This window comes from Actinomadura decatromicini (assembly GCF_008121305.1).
Taxonomy (GTDB): Bacteria; Actinomycetota; Actinomycetes; order Streptosporangiales; family Streptosporangiaceae; genus Spirillospora; species Spirillospora syzygii.
Genome location: NZ_VSRQ01000003.1, coordinates 1,009,866 through 1,032,166, shown reverse-complemented (window position 1 = coordinate 1,032,166; position 22,301 = coordinate 1,009,866). Strand labels below are relative to the sequence as shown.

Sequence of the window (22,301 nt, the reverse complement as noted above, 5' to 3'; positions counted from 1 at the left end):
CGGACGGACCTCTGGTGTGCCAGTTGTCCCGCCAGGGGCACGGCTGGTTGGCTACGTCCGGTAGGGATAACCGCTGAAAGCATCTAAGCGGGAAGCCTTCCTCGAGATGAGTTCTCCCACCCCGTCAAGGGGTGTAAGGCCCCCGGGAGACGACCGGGTTGATAGGCCGGGGATGGAAGCATCGTAAGGTGTGGAGTCGACCGGTACTAATAGGCCGAGTGGCTTGAACACACATAACGTTCAATCCAAACCGCAGACACCTTCTGTGTGTGTGAGTTGTTCGCGTCCCTGTGTGGTTCCCGGAAAACAAAGCGGGAACCCCGTGTTTGTTAAGTGAATATTGTTCCGAAGCTTTGGCTGCTTTGGACGCTTGGGTTTGCCCGCCCTTCGTGGGGTGGTGCGTTGGGCGTTCGGTGGTTTTGGCGGAGGGGAAACACCCGGTCCCATCCCGAACCCGGAAGTTAAGCCCTTCAGCGCCGATGGTACTGCATGGGAGACTGTGTGGGAGAGTAGGACACCGCCGGACACAAATTGCAGGAAGGCCCCGCCGTAACGGCGGGGCCTTTCTCATTTCTGCGATTCCCGTGCCCGGCCTAGATGAGCCCTTCCTGGATCCGGGACGTCTCGATGACCTTGCCCGCCGCGTCCAGGACCGTCAGTTCCACGGTCTCGAAGTCGGACTCCTTCCACACGGGCGGCCCCTGCTTGCGGTTGAAGATCTGCATGAAGAACCCACCCGCCTTGACGTCCACGATGCGCTCGTCGCCGTCCTTGAACTTCACCTTGATCTGGGCGGCGGGCGCCGCGGCCCGTCCGATGACGCCCATCCAGTCGTCCGCGAGCGGGCCGTACCTGGCCGCGAGCGGGACGTCCGCGCTCGGGACGACGTCGTCCTGGCCGCATTCGAGAGAACCGTCCTCCGCCCCTCCCGGCTGCACCGTGCGAATGTAGACGCAGCTCCCGCCCATTTTCCCCGGCGCGCGCCACCATTCGGCGCGGATGCCCAACGGGCCCTCCGCCGAGATGAGCATCTCGGCCTTGCTCGTGTCGACGGAGCCCCAGGCGCTGTTCCTGTCGTTCATGCTGCTCAGCGCGTTCACCACCCCCGTGGGGATTACACCGGCGGCGTCGGCGCCCGCGGCCAGCGCGCCGAACGCGACGAAGACTCCGGCGGTGACGGCCAGGCGGCGGCGCCGTGTCCGGCGGCGCGGCGCGGCGGCGGGCTCCACCTCCCTCTGGGACGTCGCGAGGATGCGGGTCAGCGCCCGGTGGGCCTCGGCGTCGTCCGCGGGGAAATGTAGTTCGGCGGCGGGGTCGGTGCCGGCGAACAGTTTCCGCACGGCGGCCACGTCCTGGACCTCGGTGGCGTCGTTCATGAGCGCGCCCCTTTCATTTCGAGTCCCTGCTGGCCGAGGGGCGATGCCTGCCCCGCGTGTCCGCCCGCGAGGGCCTGTTCGAGTCGCCGCCGTGCGCGGTGCAGCCGCACCGCGAAAGTCCGGGGAGTGCAGCCGACGACGGTGGCCGCGGCGGACACGTCCAGCCCGTCCCAACTGACGAGTTGCAGCGTTTCCTGGTCCCGGGGGGAAAGGCTCGCCATGGCGTCCCGGATGTGCAGGGCCGCCACAACGCCGCCCGCGTGGTCGGACGCGATCACGGCCGGGGACGAGGCCCGGAGCCGCGCGCCGAGCCGCAGCCGCCGCCGGTCACCGCGCTGCTGGTTGGCGATCGTCTTGCGGGCGACCGAATAGAGCCAGGGAAGGACGTCCCCGGGGTCGTCCGGCAGTTCGGGGAAACGCCGCCACGCTACGAGAAAGGTCTCCGCCGCGATGTCCCGCGCCTGGTCGGGGTCCGTGCGCCGGGCGGAGAACCGCACCACGTCGGGATAGTGCTGTTTGAAAAGGGCTGAGAAGTGTTCTTCGTCATCTCCCACGCCCGCCTCCTTGAGGAGTTGACCGGATGTCGCCTCCTTATGTCCGGCTCCTCCTCGGGATTACAGGCGGGGTCAGATGTCCTCTCCGGCGAGGACGCTGTCGGCGTCCACGATCCGGTAGGCGTATCCCTGTTCGGCGAGAAAGCGTTGCCGGTGGGCGGCGTAGTCCTGGTCGAGGGTGTCACGGGCGACGACGGCGTAGAAACGGGCGCCGTGCCCGGAAGCCTTCGGACGCAGCAACCGTCCCAACCGCTGCGCCTCCTCCTGCCGCGACCCATAGGCGCCCGACACCTGGACGGCGACAGAGGCTTCCGGAAGGTCGATGGAGAAGTTCGCGACCTTGGAGACGACCAGGACGTTGATCTCACCGGCGCGGAATGCGTCGAATAGCCGTTCCCGTTCGCGCACCCGCGTTTCGCCCTTGATGACGGGCGCGTCGAGAAGGGCGCCGAGTTCGTCGAGCTGGTCGATGTACTGGCCGATGACCAGCGTCTGCTCGTCCTTGTGCCGGTCGACGAGCGCCTGGATGAGTTTCGTCTTCGTGTCGGTCGTGGCGCAGAACCGGTAGCGCTCCTCGGGCTCGGCGGTCGCGTATGCGAGCCGTTCCGAGTCGGTGAGGGTGACGCGGACTTCGACGCAGTCGGCGGGTGCGATCCAGCCCTGCGCCTCCATGTCCTTCCACGGGGCGTCGTAGCGTTTCGGGCCGATGAGGGAGAAGACGTCGCCTTCTCGTCCGTCCTCCCGGACGAGGGTGGCGGTGAGGCCGAGGCGGCGGCGGGCCTGGAGGTCGGCCGTCATGCGGAAGATCGGCGCGGGGAGGAGATGCACCTCGTCGTAGACGACCAGGCCCCAGTCGCGGGCGTCGAAGAGTTCGAGGTGGGCGTAGGCGCCTTTCCGGCGCGTCGTCATGATCTGGTACGTGGCGATGGTGACGGGACGGATCTCCTTCTTCGTCCCCGTGTATTCGCCGATCTCGTCCTCGGTGAGGGTCGTCCGGCGGAGCAGTTCCTGCTTCCACTGGTGCGCCGACACGGTGTTGGTGACGAGGATCAGCGTGGTCGCCTGCGCCTTCGCCATCGCGGTCGCGCCGACGATGGTCTTGCCCGCCCCGCACGGCAGGACGACGACGCCGGACCCGCCGTGCCAGAACGCATCGGCCGCGTCGCGCTGGTAGGAGCGCAGCTCCCAGCCGTCCTCGGCGAGGTCGATCTGGTGGGCCTCGCCGTCCACGTACCCGGCGAGGTCCTCGGCGGGCCAGCCGAGCTTGAGCAGGGCCTGCTTGAGGGCGCCGCGCTCGCTCGGGTGGACGACGACCGCGTCGTCCCCGACCCGGGCGCCGATCATCCCCTTGACCTTCTTGGCGCGCAGGACCTCCTCCAGCACCGACCGGTCGGACGACGCCATGACGAGCCCGTGGACCGGGTCCTTCTCCAGCCGCAGCCGCCCGTACCGGGCCATCGTGTCGGCGACGTCCACGAGCAGCGCGTGCGGGACGGGGTACCGGGAGAACCGGATCAGCGTGTCGACGACCTGCTCGGCGTCGTGCCCGGCGGCGCGGGCGTTCCACAGCGCGAGCGGCGTCACCCGGTAGGTGTGGACGTGCTCGGGCGCCCGTTCGAGCTCGGCGAACGGGGCGATCTCCTTGCGGCAGGCGCCGGCCAGCTCGTGGTCGACCTCCAGCAGCAGCGTCTTGTCGGACTGGACGATCAGCGGGCCGTCGGTCACGGAATGCTGCCCCCGTCGGGAATCGGTGGTGGTGGGGTCGGGTGCACGGTACCCGAGGTCACGCGGCGCGCGGTCCCGTCCTGGACGGGACCGCGCGTTGGCTCACGGGTTCAACGATCGGAGGGCGCCCGGTCTTCCCGGACGGGCGATGCCCAGGTCGCGGCGGACGGGCTCAACCGGAACCGGAGTCGAGGGCGATCAGGTACACGATGCCGATGATGAGCCCGAGCACCGTGGAGACGGCGAAGAGCGACCAGCTCCAGATGGTCAGGTTCCGGGCGGAGCGCGGGTCGGTGTCGGCGCGGCGCTGCGCGTTCAGCGCGGTGACGACCCCGGCGATGGCGACGAAGTTGCAGCACAGCACGATCGCGACGCAGTTGCAGACGAGCGCGGCCGTGATGGTGCCGCTGCTCACCCTCTTGGACGGCACGCCGGGCGGTCCGTACGTGCCGTAGGGGGTCACGCCGGGCGGCTGTTGCGCCCCGTACGCCCCGGCTGGCGGCTGCCCACCGTACGTGCCGTACGGATCCCCTGCGCCCGGCGGCTGTTGCGCCCCGTACGCGCCGCCGTACGGGTCCCCTTCACCGGACGGCGGCTGCCCTCCGTACCCGCTCATCGGGTGTCTCCTCTCCATGGTCGCCGGGGCCGCGCCGCCGGTCGACGGGGTTCATGCGGCACCGTAGGCGGGGCCGTCCGGTACCCGGCCCGGCGGCGGGGTCAGATGCCGCCGCCGCCCGAGTCGTAGTCGGGTTCGGACGCGGCCCCGAGAGCCATGAACGCCACGAACACGATGATCGCGACCACGAAGGACGCGCCGAGAAGACACCAGCTCCAGATGGCCAGCCGCCGCGACGAGTCGGGGTCGGTGGACGCGCGGGCGACGGCGACCGCGCCGGTGGCGATCCCGGGGATGGCGAAGATGTTGCAGCACAGCACGACCGCGACGCAGTTGCAGACCAGGGCGGCGATGGCGGAGCCGTTGCTCCTCGTCGCGTACGGGACGCCGGGGGGTCCGTAGCCGTATCCCGAGCCGTACCCGTACGGGTCGTACCCGGCCCCGCCCGGCTGCCCCCCGTAGTGCTGGCCGCCGTACTGGTGCCCGGCGTACGGGTCTTCCCAGGGCGGCTGCCCTCCGTACCCGCTCATCGGACCTCCTCACCCGGTCGCGTTGACACGCTATCGGTCGATCGATCCTGCGGTGGACCCTATGTGAGGTTCGCCGGTTCCTGTCGCGTTCCCGGCGCGTTGCCGGGCGCGTTGCCGGGCGCGTTGCCGGGCACGCTGCCGGGCGCGGGGCGCTCAGCTCAGATCCCGCCGGACGAGTCGTAGCTCGGGTCGGACGCCGCCACGACCGCCACGAGGTAGATGATGAAGATCGCGATGCCGAGGACGACCGACAGCCCGAACAGGACCCAGCTCCACAGCGTCAGCGTCCGCGCGGACTCGGGGTCGGTGTCGACGCGGCCCATCGCGATCGCCGCCGTGACGGCGCCGGGGATGGACAGGATGCCGCAGCACAGCAGCACCCCCGCGATGTTGCAGACCAGCGCGGCGATCGTCGATCCGTTGCTCCCGGACCGCGTCGGGACGCCGGGCGGCCCGTACCCGGGCGGCTGCCCGTAGGGCCCGCCGCCGTACGAGCCGCCGTACGAGCCGCCATAGCCGCTCCAGCCCTGGGAGCCGCCGTACGGGTCGTAGCCGGGCGGGCCTCCGCCGTATCCGCTCACGGGACGGCCTCCTCCGGTGGACGGCGCCGATCGCCTGACAGATGGGACGTCCAGGCCGCTCGGAGGGTTCCTCCACGTCCGGAACCGGACGCGGCCACCGTCCGGACGAGGAACCGGCGAGCTAGGAGGCGTCGGACGCCGAGTCGTCGGTCAGCTCGGCCACCCCGGTGATGCGGTGCAGCGCGAACCGGTGGACGGCGGCGCGCGTCGCGTCGTACCCGGTGAGGAACCCGCCCTCGACGCGGACCGGTTCCACGATCCGGCTGGACGCCTGCCCCTGCTGGTCGAGGTAGCCGATCCAGACGCGGCCGCCCCGGTCGACGGCGGCGCGGAGCCGGTCGACGGTGGCCATCGAGGGGGAGCGCGGCGGCTCGCCGGACGGGGCGGCGTCCGCGCGCCGCCTGGCCTGCTCGGCGCCGAGCAGGGCGGCCTCGTCCCCGGCCCGCAGCGCGCGCACCGCGGCGGAGATCATCGAGGCGTCGGTGTGCTCCTCCGGCCGCAGCCGGACGATCTCCGCGGTGGGCGGCGGCTCGGCGCGCTGCGCGTCCGGCCGGGTCACGATCACGCCGCCGCCGGGGGCCTCCGCGACCGGGGCGAGGCCCATGGCGCGCAGGCCGTCCAGCAGGGCGGCGCGCTGGAGCCCGGACGCGAGCACGGTGGGCGCGAGCCGGTACAGGCGCAGCGGGTCCGAGCGCCGGTCGGCGAGGATCTCGTCGAGCGTGGCGGACGAGTCGGTCCGCACGTAGGACGAGAGCGCCCCGACGCGCAGGTGCCCGTGCCGCCGCGCGACGTCGTCGATCAGGTAGGTCAGGGGCTGCGGCAGCGGGGTGGCGGAGTGCCGGGTGAGGAGGTCGGTGAGGTCGGCGGCGGTGCGTCCGGCGTCGAGGGCGCGGCGGACGGACTCGGGCGTGAACCGGTACACGGTGGCCGCCCCGGTGGACTCGACGTCGGCGGCGAGCGCGAGTTCGCGGGCGAGGTCGGTGACGAGCGGGCCGGGCGCGATCGCGGTCAGGTCGGCCTGGATGACGATCTCGTCCACGGGCGCGGGCAGGTGCTTCTCCAGCGCGGGCTCGGGATCGGCCCCGGCGAGCAGGTCGCGGGCGAACGGGACGAGCTCGCCGAACCCGGTGAGGCCGAGCGCGGCGGCCTCGCGGAGCGTCCAGCCGATCAGCCGTTCGCGGGTCGGCCCGGCGCGGCGCGGCTGGAGCCAGCCGAGGCGGGCGCGCAGCGCGTCCTCGCCGACGACGGCGCCGCGGCCCGCCTCGGCGAGGACGTCGAGCGCGGCCCGCCGCGTCGCGGGCGCGCTGCTGCGGACCATCGCCTCGCTCAGCGCGTTGATCAGCCGGTCGCGGTCGTCGCGCTCCCCGGCGAGCCCGGCGACCCGGTCGGACTTCAGCCAGCCGCGGGCGAGCTCGGTCCAGCGTCCGGCGGTGTCGCGCATGAGCCACAGGTCGTAGGCGGGGGTCGGGAGCCATTCGCCGTCGAGGTCGCCGGAGCGGGTGAGCAGCCCGGCGGCGTACGCGACCTCGACGAGCAGCGCCGCCTTCCACTCGGGGACGTCCAGCAGCCCGGCGGCGGCGCGCAGGTCGCGGACGGCGAGGCCGCCGCTGCGCAGCACCGGCGGCGGGTCGAGCCCCCAGCGCTCCAGCAGCTCCTCGACGAGCCGGACGGCGTTGAACGCCTCGCCCGCCGCGGCCTGCACGACCACCTCGGCGGGCCGCGGGGCGCGCGTCGCGGCGGTGAGCGGCGGCGGGTCGGCGGTGACGTCCCGGAACAGCCGCCCGCCGCGCAGGTGCAGCGCGACCTCGCGGGGGACGGTGACGGTCCGGTCGTCCTCGGCGGCGAGGAGGCCGCGGGCGAGGAGCCGTTCGATCGGGGTGGCGGCGGTGCCGATCCGGACGGGACGGCGCGCGTCGGCGACCCGTCCGACCGGCGGGCCCCAGGTGAGGTGGTCGAGCGCGGCGCGGGCCTCGGGACCGGCGTCCTCGATCAGCGCGGCGGGGTCGGCGAGCAGCTCGGCGAGCCGGCCGAGCAGCCGCGCCGCGTCCGCGAAGCCGCGCGGCGCCTCGCCCGTCAGGTCGGTGACGAGGTCGGCGAGCCGGTCCCGCGAGTACCCGGCGAAGACCTCCTGGACGGGCGGTCCGAGCCCGGCCGGGTGGGGCATGCTCTGCCGGACGCCCGGCGCGGGGGCCGGCGAGTCGTCACCCCAGGCGAGGCCGAACCGGCGGAGGGTGCCGAGGGCGTCGGCGACGCGCTCCGGCGGGGCGTCGAGCGCGGCGGGCAGGCCGTCCGGCGAGGGGAGGACGAGCAGCGCCTCCAGCACGGCGAGCGTGAACCGGTCGAGCCGGTCGAGCGCGCGGGACACGGCGGCGGGCGTCGCGGCGCGGGACGCGAGGGCGGCGAGGTCGGCGGGGACGGGTGCGAGCAGCTCGGGACGCGCGGACAGCAGCGCGCGAAGCTCGTCGTCGCCTCGCGCGCGCAACCAGTCCGCATACGTCTCCATGCCGTCCCTCAACCTTAGGTGGCGTGCGCGCCGCCCCTGCCGGGCCCCTCAAGGGTAGGAGCACCTGAGCGATGACCTGCTACGGGACGGATGAGCGCGCCCGGCGGAACCGCCGGGTCAGGTGGCGGGCGCCCCCTCCACGGGCGTCCCTTCCACGGGAGTTCCCTCCACGGGAGTTCTTTCCACGGGGGTGCGGAGCAGGCCCATGCCGAGCCGGGCCCAGCCCTCCACGAACCGCTTCTCGTCGATGTGGCTGGGCGGCTCGTACATCGACTCGTTCGCCAGCCAGTAGTTCACCACCGCGCCGCCGAGGATCGCCGCGATCGCCGGCCAGTCCTCGTCGACGCCCGCGAACTCGGGCTGCGTCGACAGCCAGGTCGCGATGCCGTCGTAGAGGGGGTTGACGATGCCTTCGCGCATCTCCGCGACCAGGTTCGGGAACTGGTCGAGGTCGCGGAACAGCACGCGGATGAGGTCCTGCTCCTCGCGCATCTTCGCGAGCCCGGCCTGGCAGGTCATCCGCAGCCGGATCTCGAGCGGGCGGTCCTCGAAGACGGTCGCCTTGTCGAGGACGTCGCTGATCTGCTTGCTCGTCCGCTCGATGTGCTCGCGGATGGCGGAGGCGAGGACCTCCTCCTTGGACCGGAAGTGCCGGTACAGGCCCCCCGCGCCCGGCGAGAGACCGGCGGCCGCCTCGATCTCGGCGACCGAGGTCGCGGCGTAGCCCCGGTCGGCGAAGAGCCGGAGCGACTCGACCACGATCCGCTCGCGCGTAGATGTCGTCATGGTGATGAATTCCTCCGCAAGAACAGTAAGGCATCTTCGACCAGGGGGGCTCACCCCGTCCCGCGCGGCACGCCCGAATCCGTGATCTGTCTCGCTCCGGGGCCGGGGCGACTAGGCTTCGTCACGTCGCCCCGTCGCAGGGAGGGGCGCCACCGGAAGGCCGGAAGGGTCGACGATGTTCATGTCTCCGCGGAAGGCGGCCGACGGGGCCTTCCTCCCCGAGGACTTCGTGGTCCCCACGCTGGTGGCCGGTCCCCGGTTCCAGATCCGTCCGATCACCGTGCACGACGTGGTGAAGGACTACGGCGCCGTGATCGGCAGCCTCGACCGCCTCGCCGGCCGGTTCGGCCCCGAGTGGGGCTGGCCGGACAGCGAGTTCACGTTCGAGCAGGCGCTGATCGACGTCGCCTGGCTGCAGAAGCAGGGGCAGCTCCGCCGCTCGTTCAGCTATGTCGTGATCACGCCGGACGGGGAGCGCCAGCTCGGCCGCATCCACGTCGCCCCGTGCGACGACCCCGACGTCGACGCGGTCGTCGTGTTCTGGGTCCGCGCCGACGAGGAGAACTCCGCCCTGGAGAAGGAGCTGGAGGTCTTCGTCCGGGAGTGGCTCACGACGGCGTGGCCGTTCGACACCGTCCGCTTCCCGGGCCGGGGCTGAGGCCCGCGCGGCGTCAGGCCAGGCGGCGGATCAGGCCGACCAGGATCCGGCCGCCCACCAGGTAGACGAGGGCGGCCAGGCCGTAGTTGACGGCGACGTCCAGCTTGGCGTTGGACGGCTGGAAGACGTCCTTGAACTGCCAGCACAGCTCGTGCGCCCGAGCGCCGAACCACCGGACGATGTCGTTCGCCGTGTTCGCCTCGAACGCGACGAAGACGATGTGCACGGCGAGGACCGCCACCACGAGCGTGGTGGCGGCGGCCACCGCGGTGGCGAGGACGCCCACGGTCCGGCGGCGGGCGGCGGCCGCCCCGGCGGGCAGCGAACGGCGCGGCCGCGGGCCGTCCCGTCCCTTGGTCGAGTCGACGCGGGTCATCGCGTTCCTTTTCCCGGGGGTGGTTTGTTCGAGTCCCGTGTTTTCCCTGGTCATCTGGTTTGTGCTCGGGGGCCCGGGTATATCGGCAGCACGGGCGGCCGTTCCCGGTGGACCGGGCGACAGCGGTTCCGGACACAACAGAACGGTTCCCGCGCGAAAGTTCCCGCGCTCTCCTACTCGGATCCCGTCGCATCGCCACTACCAGGAGAGCGCGGGTTTTCGCGTGTGTCCAGCCCCTTAACCTGGTGGACGTGCTCGATCTCGACCCCCTGGAATCGTCCGACGGCGCGTTCGCACTCGGATTCGACCTCGATCTGACCCTGGCGGACACGCGCGCCGGGATCAGCGCCGTGTACGCGGCCATCGCGGCGGAGACCGGCGTCCACATCGACACCGACGTCGTGGTGCGGCGGCTCGGGCCTCCGCTGGAGGTGGAGCTCGCCTACTGGTTCCCGCCGGAGCGGGTGCCCGCGATGGTGGACCTGTACCGGGAGATCTACCCGGGCCTCGCCATCCCGGCGACGCTGCCGATGCCCGGCGCGGCGGCGGCCGTGGACGCGGTGCGCGCCCGCGGCGGGCGCGTCATCGTCGTCTCCGGCAAGAACCAGGCCGACACCGAGCGGACCGTCCGCTACCTGGGGTTCGAGGCCGACGCGGTGGTCGGCGGCCTGTTCGGCGCGGACAAGGGCGCCGCCCTGCGCGAGCACGGCGCCGCCGCCTACATCGGCGACCACACGGGCGACGTCGACGCGGCCCGCGCGGCGTCCGCCGTCGCGGTGGGAGTCGCGACCGGAGCGTTCGATTCGGCGGCGCTGACCGCGTACGGAGCGGACGTCGTCCTGCCCGATCTGCTGGCGTTCCCCGAATGGCTCGGCGGGTTCTCCGCGTCCCCGGCGGCGGCCCCTCGGGCATGAGCTGCGGCGCGATATTCGGGTGCCGCCGAAGCACCGCCGGGATAGCGTCGGACGGGCGGCCCACGGGCCTCCGGTAAGGGAACCCGGTGTGTACACCGGCCCTTGGCGAGGCACTAATCTTGAGGTCGATTCAGGACGATTACCGAACGAGGTCTCCGGTGCCGACTGGCAAGGTCAAGTGGTACGACTCCGATAAGGGGTTCGGCTTCCTCACCCGCGACGACGGCGGTGAGGTCTTCGTGCACTCCTCGGCGCTGCCGGGCGGGGTCACGACGCTCCGGCCGGGCCAGCGCATCGAGTTCGGCGTGGTCGAGGGGCGCAGGGGCCAGCAGGCGCTCCAGGTCCGGGTCCTGGAGACGCTCCCCTCGGTCGAGAAGACCATCGCGAAGCAGCGGCGCAAGAAGCCGGACGAGATGGTCGTCATCACCGAGGACCTGATCAAGCTGCTGGACGGGATCTCCAACACCTACCGGCGCGGCAAGCACCCCGCCCCGGCCGAGGCCAAGAAGATCGCGACCGTGCTGCGCGCCGTCGCCGACGACCTGGCCGCGCCCTAGCGGTCGGCCTCTGGCGGTCGGCCCGGAGGGGTCGGCCGTGGCGTCGGCGGTCAGGTGCGCATCTCCGGGTGCGCGTCGGTGATCGCGGGATGCGGGCGGCTGTCCCTGCTCTCTCGGCCTTCCCTGCTTTCCTTGCCGTCCTTGCCGTCTTCCCGAACCTTCCGGCCGCCGCCGCGGCGGCGCGTCCCGGCCTGCCGGGTGAGCAGCCGGGCGAACGAGGCGGCGAGCGCGGCGGAGACGATCGCGAGGGCGAGCCGGCCGTCCGCGACGATCGACATGCCGAGGCCGAGCAGCCCGCCGACCACCCAGGCGAGCTGGTGCAGGGTCTCCGAGACCGCGAACGTGGAGGAGCGCATCTCCTCGCCGATCTCGCGCTGGACGACCGCGTCCATGGACAGCTTGCCGAGTACCTGGCCGAGGCCCGCCGCCGTCGCCACCGCGAGCGCCGCCCACAGCCCGAAGAACGCGGCGCTCGCCGCGGCGACGGCCGTGACGGCCGCGAGCGTCGCCGACACGATGAACCGGGGCGCCCGCGCCTTCATCCACGCGCCGAGCGCCGTGCCGATCAGGCCGCCCGCTCCGGCGGACGCCGCGAGCAGCCCGAGCGCCACCTTGTGGGACACCGGGTCGAACCGCTCCTGGCGCAGCAGGAACGCCAGGTAGATGATCAGGAAGCCGGAGAACGCGCGGAGCACGGCGTTCGCCTGCATCGCCTCGGCGACGACGGGGCCGACGCGGGGGAACGTCCGCCAGTGCTTGGCGCCCGGCGCGGCGCCCTCGGCCGGCCGGCACTCCGCCTCCGGGACGTCGACGTGCTGAGGCAGCCGCATCGTGAACACGACGCCGAGCAGGAACACGATCGTGCCGATGCGCAGCACCCAGTCGGCGCCGATCAGCAGCGCGAGGCCCGCGCCGACCGGCGCGGTGATCGACGCGGCGATCAGCCCCGCGAACGAGGCCCGCGCGTTCGCCGTGACGAGCGTGATCTGGTCGGGCAGGACGCGCGGCGTGACGGCCGCGCGCAGCACCCCGAACGCCTTGGACAGGACGAGCACCCCGAACGCGGCGGGCAGGAACGTGACCTGGTCGCCGTGCGGGAGCGCGCTCGCCATCGCCCAGCAGAGCAGCGCGCGGATCACGAACGAGCTGGCGATGGCGTACCGGCGGACGTGCCGGGCCCGGTCGAGCGCCGGGCCGATCAGCGGCGCGACCAGCGCGAACGGCGCCATCGTCACGACGAGGTAGAGCGCGATCTGGCCGCGCGCCTGGTTGACGTCCAGTCCGAAGAACAGCGTGCCCGCGAGCGCGACGGTGACGAGCGCGTCACCCGCCGCGTTGAACGCCGACGCCTCGATGAGGCTGCCGAGGCCGCTGCGCCCGGCGCCGTTCGCGTGCGTGACCCGGCGGGTCAGCCGCCCGGTCCCGAGCACGGCGGAGCGGGCGCCGCGCAGCGGCAGCGCCGATCGTCCGGCGGCGGCGTGCACGGCCCGCCCGAGCCGTGTCCGGTCACCCATGCGCCCTAACTCTCCCTGCGGTCGTTCGGGCCGTTCGCCGAGGTGCGCGCCCCCGAAGCGATTCGGCCGGTACGGCGACCCAACTGAGACTACGTTCCCCACGGCGATGCGGGCTCACCTCCGTTCCGGCGGTGGGGGTTTTCACGTTAGGGACGGGCGGGGTGCCCGGACACGTCGTTCCATGGGCGAGAATCGACATGTGAGCCCATTGCGTCAGACCAGCCCCGCGCGGTCCGCGTCCGCGCGCACCACCTCAGGGCCCGCCCGGCGGACCCGCACGCCCGCCGTCGACACCGCCTGCGCCGAGGCCGTCGACATCGCCCGCGAGGCCGCGGCGGACACGGCGAGTCCCGGCCAGGTCGGCGAGCATCTCGGCCTGCGCGCCGAGGGCGATCGCGTGGTCACGCACTACTTCGAGTGCCTCGACCAGGCGTACGAGGGCTGGCGGTGGGCCGTCACGGTGACGCGGGCGTCCCGCGCCAAGAACGTCACGGTCAGCGAGTGCGTGCTGCTGCCCGGCGACGACGCGCTGCTCGCGCCGCCGTGGGTGCCGTGGCTTGAGCGGCTGCGCCCCGGCGACCTCGGGCCCGGCGACCTGCTGCCGACCGCGCCGGACGACGTCCGGCTCGCGCCCGGCTACACCGAGGTCGACGACTCGGGCGACCGGCAGGCCGACTGGGAACTCGGGCTCGGCCGCGTCCGGGTGCTGTCCAGGGAGGGCCGGGACGAGGCGGCCGAGCGCTGGTACGACGGCGTCGGCGGGCCGCGCGCCCCGATCGCCGCGTCCGCCCCGGCGCAGTGCTCGACCTGCGGGTTCTACGTGGCGCTGGCGGGCGAGCTGCGGCAGCTCTTCGGGGTGTGCGCGAACGAGTACGCGCCCGACGACGGGCGGGTCGTGTCCGCCGACCACGGGTGCGGGGCGCATTCGGAGGCCGTGTCGATCCCGGCGGTGTCCGAGCACAGCCCGCCGGTGATCGACGAGCTGGGGTACGAGGTCGTCCCGGCGAGCCCGGCCGACGAGGCGGCCGCGGACGCCGCCGTGGACGACGCCGCGCCGCTGGACGACGAGGCCCTCGGCCACAGTTGAGCATGGACGCGTTCGGGACTCGGGCGCTGCGCACCCGGGTGCTGCGCGCGTGGAGCGAGTCGCCCGCCCGGTTCCGCGAGGACGCCAACGCCGAGGAGGACCACGCCCTCGGCGGCTACCGCGACCGCGTGGTGGTCGAACTGGCGCAGAACGCCGCCGACGCGGCGGCGCGTGCCGGTGTTCCGGGCCGTCTGCGCCTGACGCTGCGGGATTCCGTGCTGACGGCGGCGAACACGGGCTCGTCGCTGGATGCCGCCGGTGTGGAGGCGCTGTCGACCCTGCGCGCCTCCGCGAAACGCGACGACGCCGGTGCGGTCGGACGCTTCGGCGTGGGCTTCGCCGCCGTCGTGGCGGTTTCGGACGAGCCCGCCATCGCGTCCGGGACGGGCGGCGTGTTCTGGTCGCGTCGACGGGCCCAGGAGTTGGTGGACGCCGAACCCGCCCTTTCGGGGGAGTTGGAGCGGAGGAGCGGGCACGTGCCGCTGCTCCGGCTGCCGTTCGCCATGGACGGCCCGCCGGAGATCCCCGGCGGGTTCCACACGGTGGTGCGTCTCCCGTTGCGCGCGGACGCGGTCGAGGCCGTCCGGGAGCAGCTAGGCCAGGTCGACGCGGCGCTGATGCTCGCCTTGCCCGCCCTGGAGTCCGTCGAGATCGACGTCGACGGGGACGTGCGCGAGCTGACGGCCGAGCATCGCGCCTCGGGTGAAGTGGTCATCGACGGAGCCGTGTGGCGGACCGCCGAGGAACACGGCGAGACTCCGGTCGCGCTCTTGGAAGGCCGTCCGGTGGAGGAACGGGCACGGCCGTTCTGGCAGGTCCGGTGGGCGCTGCCCGAGGACGGCCTCCCCGAGGGCATGCCCGGTGTCGTGCACGCCCCCACGCCCAGCGACGAACGCCTGGATCTGCCCGCGCTGCTTCTCGCGTCGTTCCCGCTCGCGCCCGACCGGCGCCATGTCGCGCCCGGTCCGCTGACGGACTTCCTCATCGAGCGGGCGGCCGAGACCTATGTGCGGCTGTTGACCGGGCTTCCCGCTTCGCCGCAGGTGCTCCGGCTCGTGCCGGGGCCGGTCGGGGCGGGGGAGCTGGACGCCCGCGTCCGGCGCGGCGTCCTCGAACGGCTTCCCGAGGCGCCGCTGCTGCCCGACCGCACGCGCGGGCGCGACGCGCTCGCCGTGGACGCGCCGCCCGCCTTCGTGGAGGTCCTGCGCGACGGAGTGGTGGGCGGGCTGCTGCCGCCGGAGTGGCCCGCGCGGAGCCCCGCGCTCGCCGCGCTCGGGGTGCGCCGCGTCGAACTGGCCGACGTCGTCGACGAGCTGGCCGCTGTGGACCGCGAACCCGCGTGGTGGCACCGGGTGTACGAGGCGCTCGCCGGGGCCGCGACAGACGCTCTGGGCGCTCTCCCGGTGCCCCTCGCGGGTGCGGAGGGGCGGACCGTCCGCGGCCCGCGCGGGCTGCTGATCGCCGACGGGGTCGATCCGGCGGGCCTGGACGCGCTCGGGCTGCGGTTCGTCCACCCCGAGGCGGTGCATCCGCTGCTGACCCGGCTGGGCGCGGTCGAGGCGGGGCCGCGCGCCGTCCTCGCCGACGCCGCCGTGCGCGCGGCCGTCGAGGAGTCGTTCGACGCGGACGATCCCGACGCCGTCGCCGAGGCCGTCTTGGGTCTGGTCGCGTCCGCGCTGATCGAGCCAGGGGAGGAGCCTTGGCTGGCGGAGCTGGCCCTGCCCGGCGACGACGGAGATCTGTATCCCGCCGGTGAACTTCTCCTGCCGCACAGCCCGTTGCGGGAGCTCATGGCCGATGACGCGCCGTTCGGCGTGGTCGGGCCCGATCTGCTTGAGCGGTGGGGCGCGGAGACGCTCGTGGCGGTCGGCGTCCTGGACGGGTTCGCCCTCGCCAAGGCCGAGGACGTGAACCTCACCGCGCTCGCCGACGAGGCCGAGACCCTCGACCTGGACGACGAAGACCTCTGGGCGGACGAAGCGCTGCGGCGCGTGGGCCCGCAGGAGCTGCCGCCGCTCGTCCCCGAGTTCTCGGCCGTCCGCGACCTGGAGCTCGTGGACGACTGGTCCGCCGCGCTGTGCGTCCTCGCCGGGGCGCCGTGGCGGGCCGCGATCGTCGATCCCGCCCATGTGACCCTGCACAACGGGCGGCGCGTCTCCGTCCCGTCGTACACGGCGTGGTGGCTGAGCCGCCGTCCGGTACTGGACGGACGCAGGCCGGGCGAGTTCAGGCTGCCCGGCGACGACACCCTGTCCGGCCTCTACGACCTAGCCCCAGACGGATTCGACGAACGGTTGCTGCTCGCCCTGGGCGTCCGCACGTCGCTGGCGGATCTGCTGGACGAACCCGGCGGGGCCCAAGAGCTGCTCGACCGGCTCGGTGACCCCGCACGATCCGTGACCCGCTCCCAACTGGTCGGCCTCTGGACGGCCCTGGCCGACACCGCCGACCCGGATGTCGAGCCACCCGCCCACGTACGCGCGGTAGTGGACGGCGAGGTCGAGGTCGTGGACGCCGACGACGCCCTCGTCCTCGACGGTCCGGACGTCCTGCCGCTCCTCCAAGGGCAGCCGCTCGTCATCGCCGCCCAAGGCCGGGACGTCCACCTCGCCGAACTCCTCGACCTCCCCTTGGCCGGTGACGAGATTCCTGGGAACGTGCAGAGCGAGGGCGAGAAGCGTCCCGTACCGGACGTGGTGCGCGCCGTCCTGCCCGACGTGCCCGCCCACTACCTGGCACACGAACGCCTCATCGTGGACGGCCAGGACGTCCCGTGGTGGACGAGGGACGGCGAGATCCACGCGGGCGACGCGGCCGGGCTCGCCCGAGCCCTGGCGTGGTCCACCGGAAAGTGGTCCGAGCGGCATACGATTGAAGCGGTCCTGCGTGACCCGCGGAGGCTGCCGTTCCTGCTGGCCGAAGCGGAGCTGGAGCCTTAGCCGGGGAGCCTCAGCCGGACTCCCGCCTCGCCGCTCGCGCCGCCTCCTGGCCCGCCCGGCGGGACTGGAGCCGCGGGACGTACCAGACACCGAACGCGCCGCTCGCGGCACCCGTGACGCACACCCACAGCCACCAGCGATCCTCGGACGGCAGGCCGACGATGAGCAGGACGACGAACGCCACCGTCCAGGCGGCGGTCCCCGCGGCCGCGATGCGGACGTCGTTGGTCCGCATCGGGGGCGGGTCGGGACGGCGCGGTCGGGTCATGCGATCAGGCTACGCGGTGCGGCCGGGCCGCGCGGCCCGGCCGCGGCGGCGCGCGGCGCGCGCGACCTGGGAAAGCGGGCGGCCCGCTGTCGCAACCCGGCCCGGTTGCGGACATGCTTGTAAGGGGAGGGCGTCGCGACCTCTGCCCTCCCGAGACCGCCCTGGCGGGCGGGCGTCGGTGTCCTCCGGCGTCCACGACGGCGGCACAGGAGACCGATGACCATGACAACGCCACCGACCCGGGACCGCGCGACCTCCCAGCCGGGACTGGCCGAGGAGCTGCGCATCTCGATCGCGCGGCTGTCCCGCCGGCTGCGCACGCTGCGCGGGCCGGCGAGCGGCGACGCCGCGCGCAGCCCGCTGTCGCTCACGCAGTTCGCCGCGCTCGCCGCGATCGAACGGCACGGGTCGATGACGCCGCGCGAGCTCGCCGACCACGAGAAGGTGCAGCCGCCGTCGATGACGCGGGTCATCGCGTTCCTGGAGGAGCGGGGGCTCGTCGCGCGCAGCCCGCACCCGACGGACGGGCGCCAGGTCGTGCTGAACGCGACCGAGGCGGGCGCCGCCCTGCTGGCGGACGAGCGGCGGCGCAAGGAGGCGTGGCTGGCCAGGCGGCTCACCGAGCTGACGGAGGAGGAGCGGCGGATCCTGCGCCGCGCCGCGCCGATCATCGACAAGCTCAGCCGCTCCTGACCGGAAGGGGCGCGCTTGCCGGAATGACCGCGCCCTGATTATTGTTAGCAGGGTTAATGACTTCTGCTAACGAAAGCCTCGACGAGCCCGAGGGGGCCGCGCCGCGCGGATCCCGCGGGCGGATGCCGGCGCGCGCCGGCGGGTCCGCGGCGCTCCCCACCTCCCTCCCGCTCGCGTCCTCGCTCGGCTCCGGGGCGCGGGTGCGGCACCGTCCGGCGGCGCATCCGCCGGGACGGCACGCCGCGAAGGGCTGCGGGCCGCCCTCGCACGCGGACGAACCCGTCCGCGCGAAGGCGTCCGTCGAACGGCTTGGATCGCTCCAAGCGCCGAAGCCGCCGGAGACCCCCGAGCTGGAAACCCCCGTGCTGAAAACTCCTGAGCTGAAAACTCCCGAGCTGGAAACCCCCGAGCCGCCGAACACTGTGGACCCGGAGACTCCGGAGGCGCCGAACGGTCTGGAGCCGGAAGCCCTGGAGCCGGAAGCCCTGGAGCCGAACGCCCCGGAGCCGGAGGCCCCGGCCCCCGCTTCCGAGCCGCAGGGCGGCGACGCCGTCGAGGAGCCGAAGAGCGGCGGCATGTTCCGCTCCCTGCGCGTCCGCAACTACCGGCTGTACGCGGCCGGGCAGGTCGTCTCGAACACCGGGACGTGGATGCAGCGCGTCGCGCAGGACTGGCTCGTCCTCGAACTCGCGCACGGCAGCGGCACCGCGCTCGGCATCACCACCGGCCTGCAGTTCCTGCCGATGCTGCTGTTCGGCCTGTGGGGCGGCGTGATCGCCGACCGGTACCCGAAGCGCCGCATCCTCGTGCTGACGCAGGTGGCGATGGGCGTGCTCGCGCTCATCCTCGGCCTGCTCGCGGTGACCGGCACCGCGCAGGTGTGGCACGTGTACGTGCTCGCGTTCGGGCTCGGCCTCGCGACCGTCGTCGACAACCCGGCCCGCCAGTCGTTCGTGGTCGAGATGGTCGGCAAGCGCGACCTGCCGAACGCGATCGCCCTGAACAGCGCGACCTTCAACGGCGCCAGGCTGCTCGGCCCCGCCGTCGCGGGCGTGCTGATCGCGGTGATCGGGACGGGCCCGGTGTTCCTGGTGAACGCCGCGTCGTTCGGGGCCGTCCTGTTCGGCCTGTACGCGATGCGGCCGGAGGAGCTGCGCTCCGCGCCCCCGGTCAAGCGCGCCAAGGGGCAGCTCCGCGAGGGGCTCAGCTACGTCCGCGGGCGGCGCGACCTGATGCTGGTGCTGATCCTCATCGGGTTCCTCGCCATGTTCGGCATGAACTTCGCCACGACCGTCGCGCTCGTCGCCAAGGAGACCTTCCACACCGACTCGGCGGCGTTCGGCGTCGCGTCCAGCATGCTGGCGCTCGGCGCGCTGAGCGGCGCGCTGCTCGCGGCGCGCCGGGTGGCGAGGCCGCGGCTGCGGATGCTGGTCGCGATGGGCCTGCTGTTCAGCGTGCTGGAGGTCGTGACCGGCCTGATGCCGACCTACTGGACGTTCGTCGCCCTGCTCGTCCCGACCGGGATCGCGATGATGTCGATCATGACGGCGGCGAACGCGACCATGCAGCTCGGCGTGGCGCCGGAGATGCGGGGCCGCGTCATGGCGCTCTACATGCTCGTGTTCCTCGGGTCGAACCCGATCGGCGCGCCCGCGATCGGCTGGATGGCCGAGGAGTTCGGCGCCCGGTCGGGCCTCGTCCTCGGCGGGCTGATCTCCGCCCTCGCCGCGATCGCGGTCGGCGTGATGGCGCTGCCGCGCGGGTCGGTCGGCCCGGCGCTCGCGCGGGTCCGGCGGCGGCCGGGGCCGCCGTCCGCCGGTTCCGCCTCGCGGGAGGCCGGTTCCGCGTGACAACGGGTGCCATCTGCTGAAATGCTGACCAGGTGGCCCTCCGGACGCTCCCATGAGGCTTTTCGTGGCGCTCGTTCCGCCGCCGGACATCCTGGACGAGCTCGAGGAGGCCGTCCGCCCGCACCGCGAGTCGGTGCCGGAGCTGAAATGGGTCAGGCGTGAGCTGATGCACGTCACGCTGACGTTCCTCGGCGAGGTCGACGACCGCACCCTCGACCGGCTGCTGCCCCGGCTGGAGCGGGCCGTCGGGCGGCACGAGCGGATGGCGCTGTCGCTCGCGGGCGCGGGCGCGTTCCCCGGCAGCGGCGCGCACGCCCGCGTCCTGTGGACGGGCCTGTTCGGCGACCGCCGCCGGGTCGCGCGGCTCGCGGCGTCGACGACCGCGGCCGGACGCCGGGTCGGCACGATGCCCGACAAGCACCGGGGCTTCCGCCCGCACCTCACGTTGGCGCGGTCCAGAAGGCCGGTGGACGTGCGCCCGCTCATCGAGTCGCTGTCGGCGTTCGCGGGCGCCCCGTGGACGGCCGAGTCGGTCCAGCTCATCCGCAGCCACCTGCCCGGCAAGGACTACGACCAGCTCGCCTACGAACCGCTGAAGACGTGGTCGCTGCGGCAGAGCACCGGCGGTCAGAGCTCGGGCGGCGGCGGCGCGGGACGGTCGGCGTCCGGCGGCCCCCACGGCAGGCCGTAGCGCTCGCACGCGCGGCGCAGCGCGTCCAGGTCGGGCGGGAACGCGACCTGGCGTAGCACCCGCCCGGACGGGCTCCACACCACGAGCCGCGGCATCCGCTCGGCCGCCTCGTCGAGCCCGACGCCGCCGACCCGCTCGCGGCCGAGGTTCCACTCGACCCGGCCGCGCCGCGTGACGACGGCGAGCCCCGCCGACGACACCCGGAGCTGCGGACGGTTCCGGTCGTACAGCCAGTACCCGACGAGCCCGATGACCAGCCCGGCGGGCACCGACCACGACGCCGTCCGGTCGAACCCGCCGAGTTCGGGGCCGAGCCACACCGCGCCCAGCAGCGCCACCGCCTCGCACAGCAGGACGCTCATCCCGTACGTCCCGACGCGGGAGCGGCGGGTCGCGTCGAGGAGCGCGCCCGGCGCGGTGACCGGGTCGGGCGGCGCGGGCACGGTGAACGTCACGTCGTGCTCGTCCACCAGCTCCGCCTGCGGCGCCCCGCTCGACCCGCCGTCGCGCGCGGCGCTCTGCGCGGGCAGCGCCGCGGGCGCGGGCTCGGCCGGCTCCTCCTCCGGGACGGCCAGGGTCGATACGGCGGAGTGGAACGCGGCGCTCAGGTAGGCGTCGTACTCGGCGTCGTTCACCGGCAGCCCCGCGCGGCGGGCCGCGTCGCGCAGGTCGGTCCGGGAGATGCGGAGCGCGGACAGCGGCGCGGCGAAGAACTCGTCGCCGTCGGTGTCGTACAGCCGGACCCAGGCGTGCCCGCCGATCGTCAGCAGCTCGATGCCGCCGATGCGGTCCTCCGGCATCTTCAGCACGACGTCGCCCGCCGCGTCCGCCCAGCCGAGGCCGCCGTCGGCGACGACCAGCCGCCCGCCCGGGACCTGCGAGAACACCTCGGGCAGCCCCTCAAGGCCGTACTGCGGGCGGCGCGGCGCCCGCGCCCCCGGCGTGATCACCCGGTAGCCGTGGTCGTCGAGGGCGTGCGCGAGCTGGAAGCCGTCCAGACCGTGCGCGGGCAGCCGGGCGAGGAGTTCGAGCCGGTGCCCGAACGCCAGCGCGGCGAGGTCGGCGCGGCGCGGCTCGCCGCTCACCGGGTCGAGCCGCAGCCCGGGGCCGACGACGACGGCGGCGACGTCGCCCGCGCGCAGGTCCTGCGCCTCGCGGCGGCGGCCGGGACGCGCCCGCACCAGCAGCCGCTCGGCGGTGATCCTCCAGTGCACCCGGGCGGCGCGCAGCAGCCGGCGGCGCGCGGCGAGCACGCCGCCGATGGCGGCGAGCGTCCAGCAGCCGGCGGCGAGCCGGGCGCCGAACGCGCTCGTGCCGTCCACCGCGATCCGGACGATCATGACGACTCCGAGCAGCGCGGTCAGCGTGCCGAGGAGCACGACCCGGCGGCGGCTCGGCAGCGGCTCCGGGGTGTCGAGGCGCTGCTCGGCGCCCGTGCCGCGCGCGGACGGCCCGCCCGCCCGGACGGCCGGCTCGTGCGCCGCCGCCATGAGCGCCGCCTCCTGGTCGAGCAGCCGCCGCTCCGCCGCGTGGTCGCGGGGGAGGGTGCCGCCGCCGGGGACGTCGTCGTCCAGGCCGGGGACGCCGAGCGCCTCGTCCAGCGCGGGGTCGAGCAGGTCGCCGGCCTCGCCGTCCAGGACGTGCATGGGGATGCCGAGCCGCCGCGCCGTCACGAACACGGCGAGCGGCTCCAGGCCCATCGTGGTCAACCCGCCGACGGCGGTACGCCCGAAGCGGTGGAACACGGTCAGGACGCCGTCGCCGGTCGTGATGGCCAGGGCGTCGATCCTGGACCGCTCGTAGGAGACCATGTTCAGCCCGCCGGGCCCGATCTGCTCCAGCCCGGCCGCCGACAGCCGCCAGTACGGCCGGGGACGCCGCCGCCGCGCCTCCGGGACCGCGCCGAGCAGCCAGGGGATCGCCGCGACCGTCCCGATCAGCGCCGCCCACAGCCACACCGGCCGGATCGGCAGCAGCGCGAGCGCCACCGCCAGGAGGGCGAACGGCCCGGCCGCGACCGGACGCCACCGGCCGCCAGGACCCGCGAGGCCCACCAGCTCATGCTCCACAGTCCGCATCCTCA

General features: G+C 73.7%; 19 protein-coding genes, 2 rRNA genes and 1 pseudogene. 10 read left to right on the top strand and 12 right to left on the bottom strand.

The window, feature by feature from the left end; genetic code table 11:
- Positions 1-231: ribosomal RNA gene (locus FXF68_RS18465) — 23S ribosomal RNA — on the top strand; the annotation flags it as partial.
- 178 nt (positions 232-409) lie between these two features.
- A 5S ribosomal RNA gene (gene rrf / locus FXF68_RS18460) occupies positions 410-526 on the top strand.
- A gap of 67 nt (positions 527-593) precedes the next feature.
- On the opposite strand, the gene FXF68_RS18455 is transcribed toward rrf, so the two are convergent.
- The 8 genes and pseudogenes from FXF68_RS18455 to FXF68_RS18420 all read right to left on the bottom strand — a co-directional run bounded on the left by FXF68_RS18455 (position 594) and on the right by FXF68_RS18420 (position 8,671).
- Positions 594-1,376 (bottom strand): hypothetical protein, encoded by a 783-nt coding sequence (locus FXF68_RS18455; protein WP_148760673.1) that lies wholly within the window; start codon positions 1,374-1,376, stop codon positions 594-596.
- Positions 1,373-1,936: pseudogene (locus FXF68_RS18450) on the bottom strand (RNA polymerase sigma factor); the annotation flags it as partial. The pseudogene FXF68_RS18450 and the gene FXF68_RS18455, both read right to left, overlap by 4 nt.
- A 66-nt stretch (positions 1,937-2,002) precedes the next feature.
- Positions 2,003-3,655, bottom strand: a complete 1,653-nt coding sequence (locus tag FXF68_RS18445) for a DNA repair helicase XPB (RefSeq protein ID WP_148760669.1) — start codon at positions 3,653-3,655, stop codon at positions 2,003-2,005.
- 172 nt (positions 3,656-3,827) lie between these two features.
- On the bottom strand, positions 3,828-4,271 hold the full coding sequence (locus FXF68_RS18440) for a hypothetical protein (protein ID WP_148760667.1): 444 nt from the start codon (positions 4,269-4,271) through the stop codon (positions 3,828-3,830).
- Positions 4,272-4,372: 101 nt separating this feature from the next.
- Positions 4,373-4,801, bottom strand: coding sequence for a hypothetical protein (locus FXF68_RS18435; RefSeq protein WP_148760665.1), 429 nt, complete (start codon positions 4,799-4,801; stop codon positions 4,373-4,375).
- A 158-nt stretch (positions 4,802-4,959) separates the two neighbouring features.
- Positions 4,960-5,382 carry a hypothetical protein gene (locus FXF68_RS18430; RefSeq protein ID WP_246178778.1) on the bottom strand — a complete coding sequence of 141 codons (423 nt, stop codon included), beginning with the start codon at positions 5,380-5,382 and terminating at the stop codon, positions 4,960-4,962.
- A gap of 121 nt (positions 5,383-5,503) precedes the next feature.
- A complete protein-coding gene (locus tag FXF68_RS18425; protein WP_148760661.1) occupies positions 5,504-7,885 on the bottom strand; it encodes a helicase-associated domain-containing protein in 2,382 nt (793 codons plus the stop codon).
- Between the two features lie 117 nt (positions 7,886-8,002).
- The gene (locus FXF68_RS18420; protein ID WP_187437989.1) at positions 8,003-8,671 is read right to left on the bottom strand and encodes a TetR/AcrR family transcriptional regulator; all 669 of its coding nucleotides are present in this window, start codon (positions 8,669-8,671) and stop codon (positions 8,003-8,005) included.
- A 175-nt stretch (positions 8,672-8,846) separates the two neighbouring features.
- Between FXF68_RS18420 and FXF68_RS18415 the strand changes: the two genes are divergently transcribed.
- Positions 8,847-9,329 carry a GNAT family N-acetyltransferase gene (locus tag FXF68_RS18415; protein WP_246178777.1) on the top strand — a complete coding sequence of 161 codons (483 nt, stop codon included), beginning with the start codon at positions 8,847-8,849 and terminating at the stop codon, positions 9,327-9,329.
- 13 nt (positions 9,330-9,342) lie between these two features.
- On the opposite strand, the gene FXF68_RS18410 is transcribed toward FXF68_RS18415, so the two are convergent.
- Positions 9,343-9,705, bottom strand: coding sequence for a hypothetical protein (locus tag FXF68_RS18410; RefSeq protein WP_222869989.1), 363 nt, complete (start codon positions 9,703-9,705; stop codon positions 9,343-9,345).
- 251 nt (positions 9,706-9,956) lie between these two features.
- On the opposite strand from FXF68_RS18410, the gene FXF68_RS18405 reads away from it, so the two are divergent.
- Together FXF68_RS18405 and FXF68_RS44505 are read left to right on the top strand one after the other, a co-directional pair.
- Entirely contained in the window at positions 9,957-10,619 is a 663-nt protein-coding gene (locus FXF68_RS18405) for an HAD family hydrolase (RefSeq protein WP_246178776.1), read from the top strand.
- A 158-nt stretch (positions 10,620-10,777) separates the two neighbouring features.
- Positions 10,778-11,176: a cold-shock protein gene (locus FXF68_RS44505; RefSeq protein WP_067894983.1), complete on the top strand. Its 399-nt coding sequence runs from the start codon at positions 10,778-10,780 to the stop codon at positions 11,174-11,176.
- Positions 11,177-11,226: 50 nt separating this feature from the next.
- Here FXF68_RS44505 and FXF68_RS18395 read toward each other — a convergent pair whose 3' ends face one another.
- Positions 11,227-12,690 (bottom strand): MFS transporter, encoded by a 1,464-nt coding sequence (locus tag FXF68_RS18395; RefSeq protein WP_148760657.1) that lies wholly within the window; start codon positions 12,688-12,690, stop codon positions 11,227-11,229.
- 208 nt (positions 12,691-12,898) lie between these two features.
- Here FXF68_RS18395 and FXF68_RS18390 point away from each other — a divergent pair, with 208 nt between their 5' ends.
- Together FXF68_RS18390 and FXF68_RS18385 are read left to right on the top strand one after the other, a co-directional pair.
- On the top strand, positions 12,899-13,777 hold the full coding sequence (locus tag FXF68_RS18390) for a DUF3027 domain-containing protein (protein WP_342787142.1): 879 nt from the start codon (positions 12,899-12,901) through the stop codon (positions 13,775-13,777).
- 2 nt (positions 13,778-13,779) lie between these two features.
- Positions 13,780-16,716 carry a sacsin N-terminal ATP-binding-like domain-containing protein gene (locus tag FXF68_RS18385; RefSeq protein WP_148760653.1) on the top strand — a complete coding sequence of 979 codons (2,937 nt, stop codon included), beginning with the start codon at positions 13,780-13,782 and terminating at the stop codon, positions 16,714-16,716.
- A 10-nt stretch (positions 16,717-16,726) separates the two neighbouring features.
- Here the strand turns inward: FXF68_RS18385 and FXF68_RS18380 are convergent, their stop codons facing one another.
- Positions 16,727-16,984: a DUF2530 domain-containing protein gene (locus FXF68_RS18380; protein WP_148760651.1), complete on the bottom strand. Its 258-nt coding sequence runs from the start codon at positions 16,982-16,984 to the stop codon at positions 16,727-16,729.
- A 222-nt stretch (positions 16,985-17,206) separates the two neighbouring features.
- On the opposite strand from FXF68_RS18380, the gene FXF68_RS18375 reads away from it, so the two are divergent.
- The 3 genes from FXF68_RS18375 to thpR all read left to right on the top strand — a co-directional run bounded on the left by FXF68_RS18375 (position 17,207) and on the right by thpR (position 20,218).
- Entirely contained in the window at positions 17,207-17,677 is a 471-nt protein-coding gene (locus FXF68_RS18375) for a MarR family transcriptional regulator (protein WP_148760649.1), read from the top strand.
- A 122-nt stretch (positions 17,678-17,799) separates the two neighbouring features.
- Positions 17,800-19,527: an MFS transporter gene (locus tag FXF68_RS18370; RefSeq protein ID WP_425458602.1), complete on the top strand. Its 1,728-nt coding sequence runs from the start codon at positions 17,800-17,802 to the stop codon at positions 19,525-19,527.
- 52 nt (positions 19,528-19,579) lie between these two features.
- On the top strand, positions 19,580-20,218 hold the full coding sequence (gene thpR / locus FXF68_RS18365) for an RNA 2',3'-cyclic phosphodiesterase (RefSeq protein WP_148760647.1): 639 nt from the start codon (positions 19,580-19,582) through the stop codon (positions 20,216-20,218).
- On the opposite strand, the gene FXF68_RS18360 is transcribed toward thpR, so the two are convergent.
- Positions 20,155-22,287, bottom strand: coding sequence for a hypothetical protein (locus FXF68_RS18360; RefSeq protein WP_148760645.1), 2,133 nt, complete (start codon positions 22,285-22,287; stop codon positions 20,155-20,157). The genes thpR and FXF68_RS18360 overlap by 64 nt on opposite strands.
- Between the last annotated feature and the right edge of the window lie 14 nt (positions 22,288-22,301).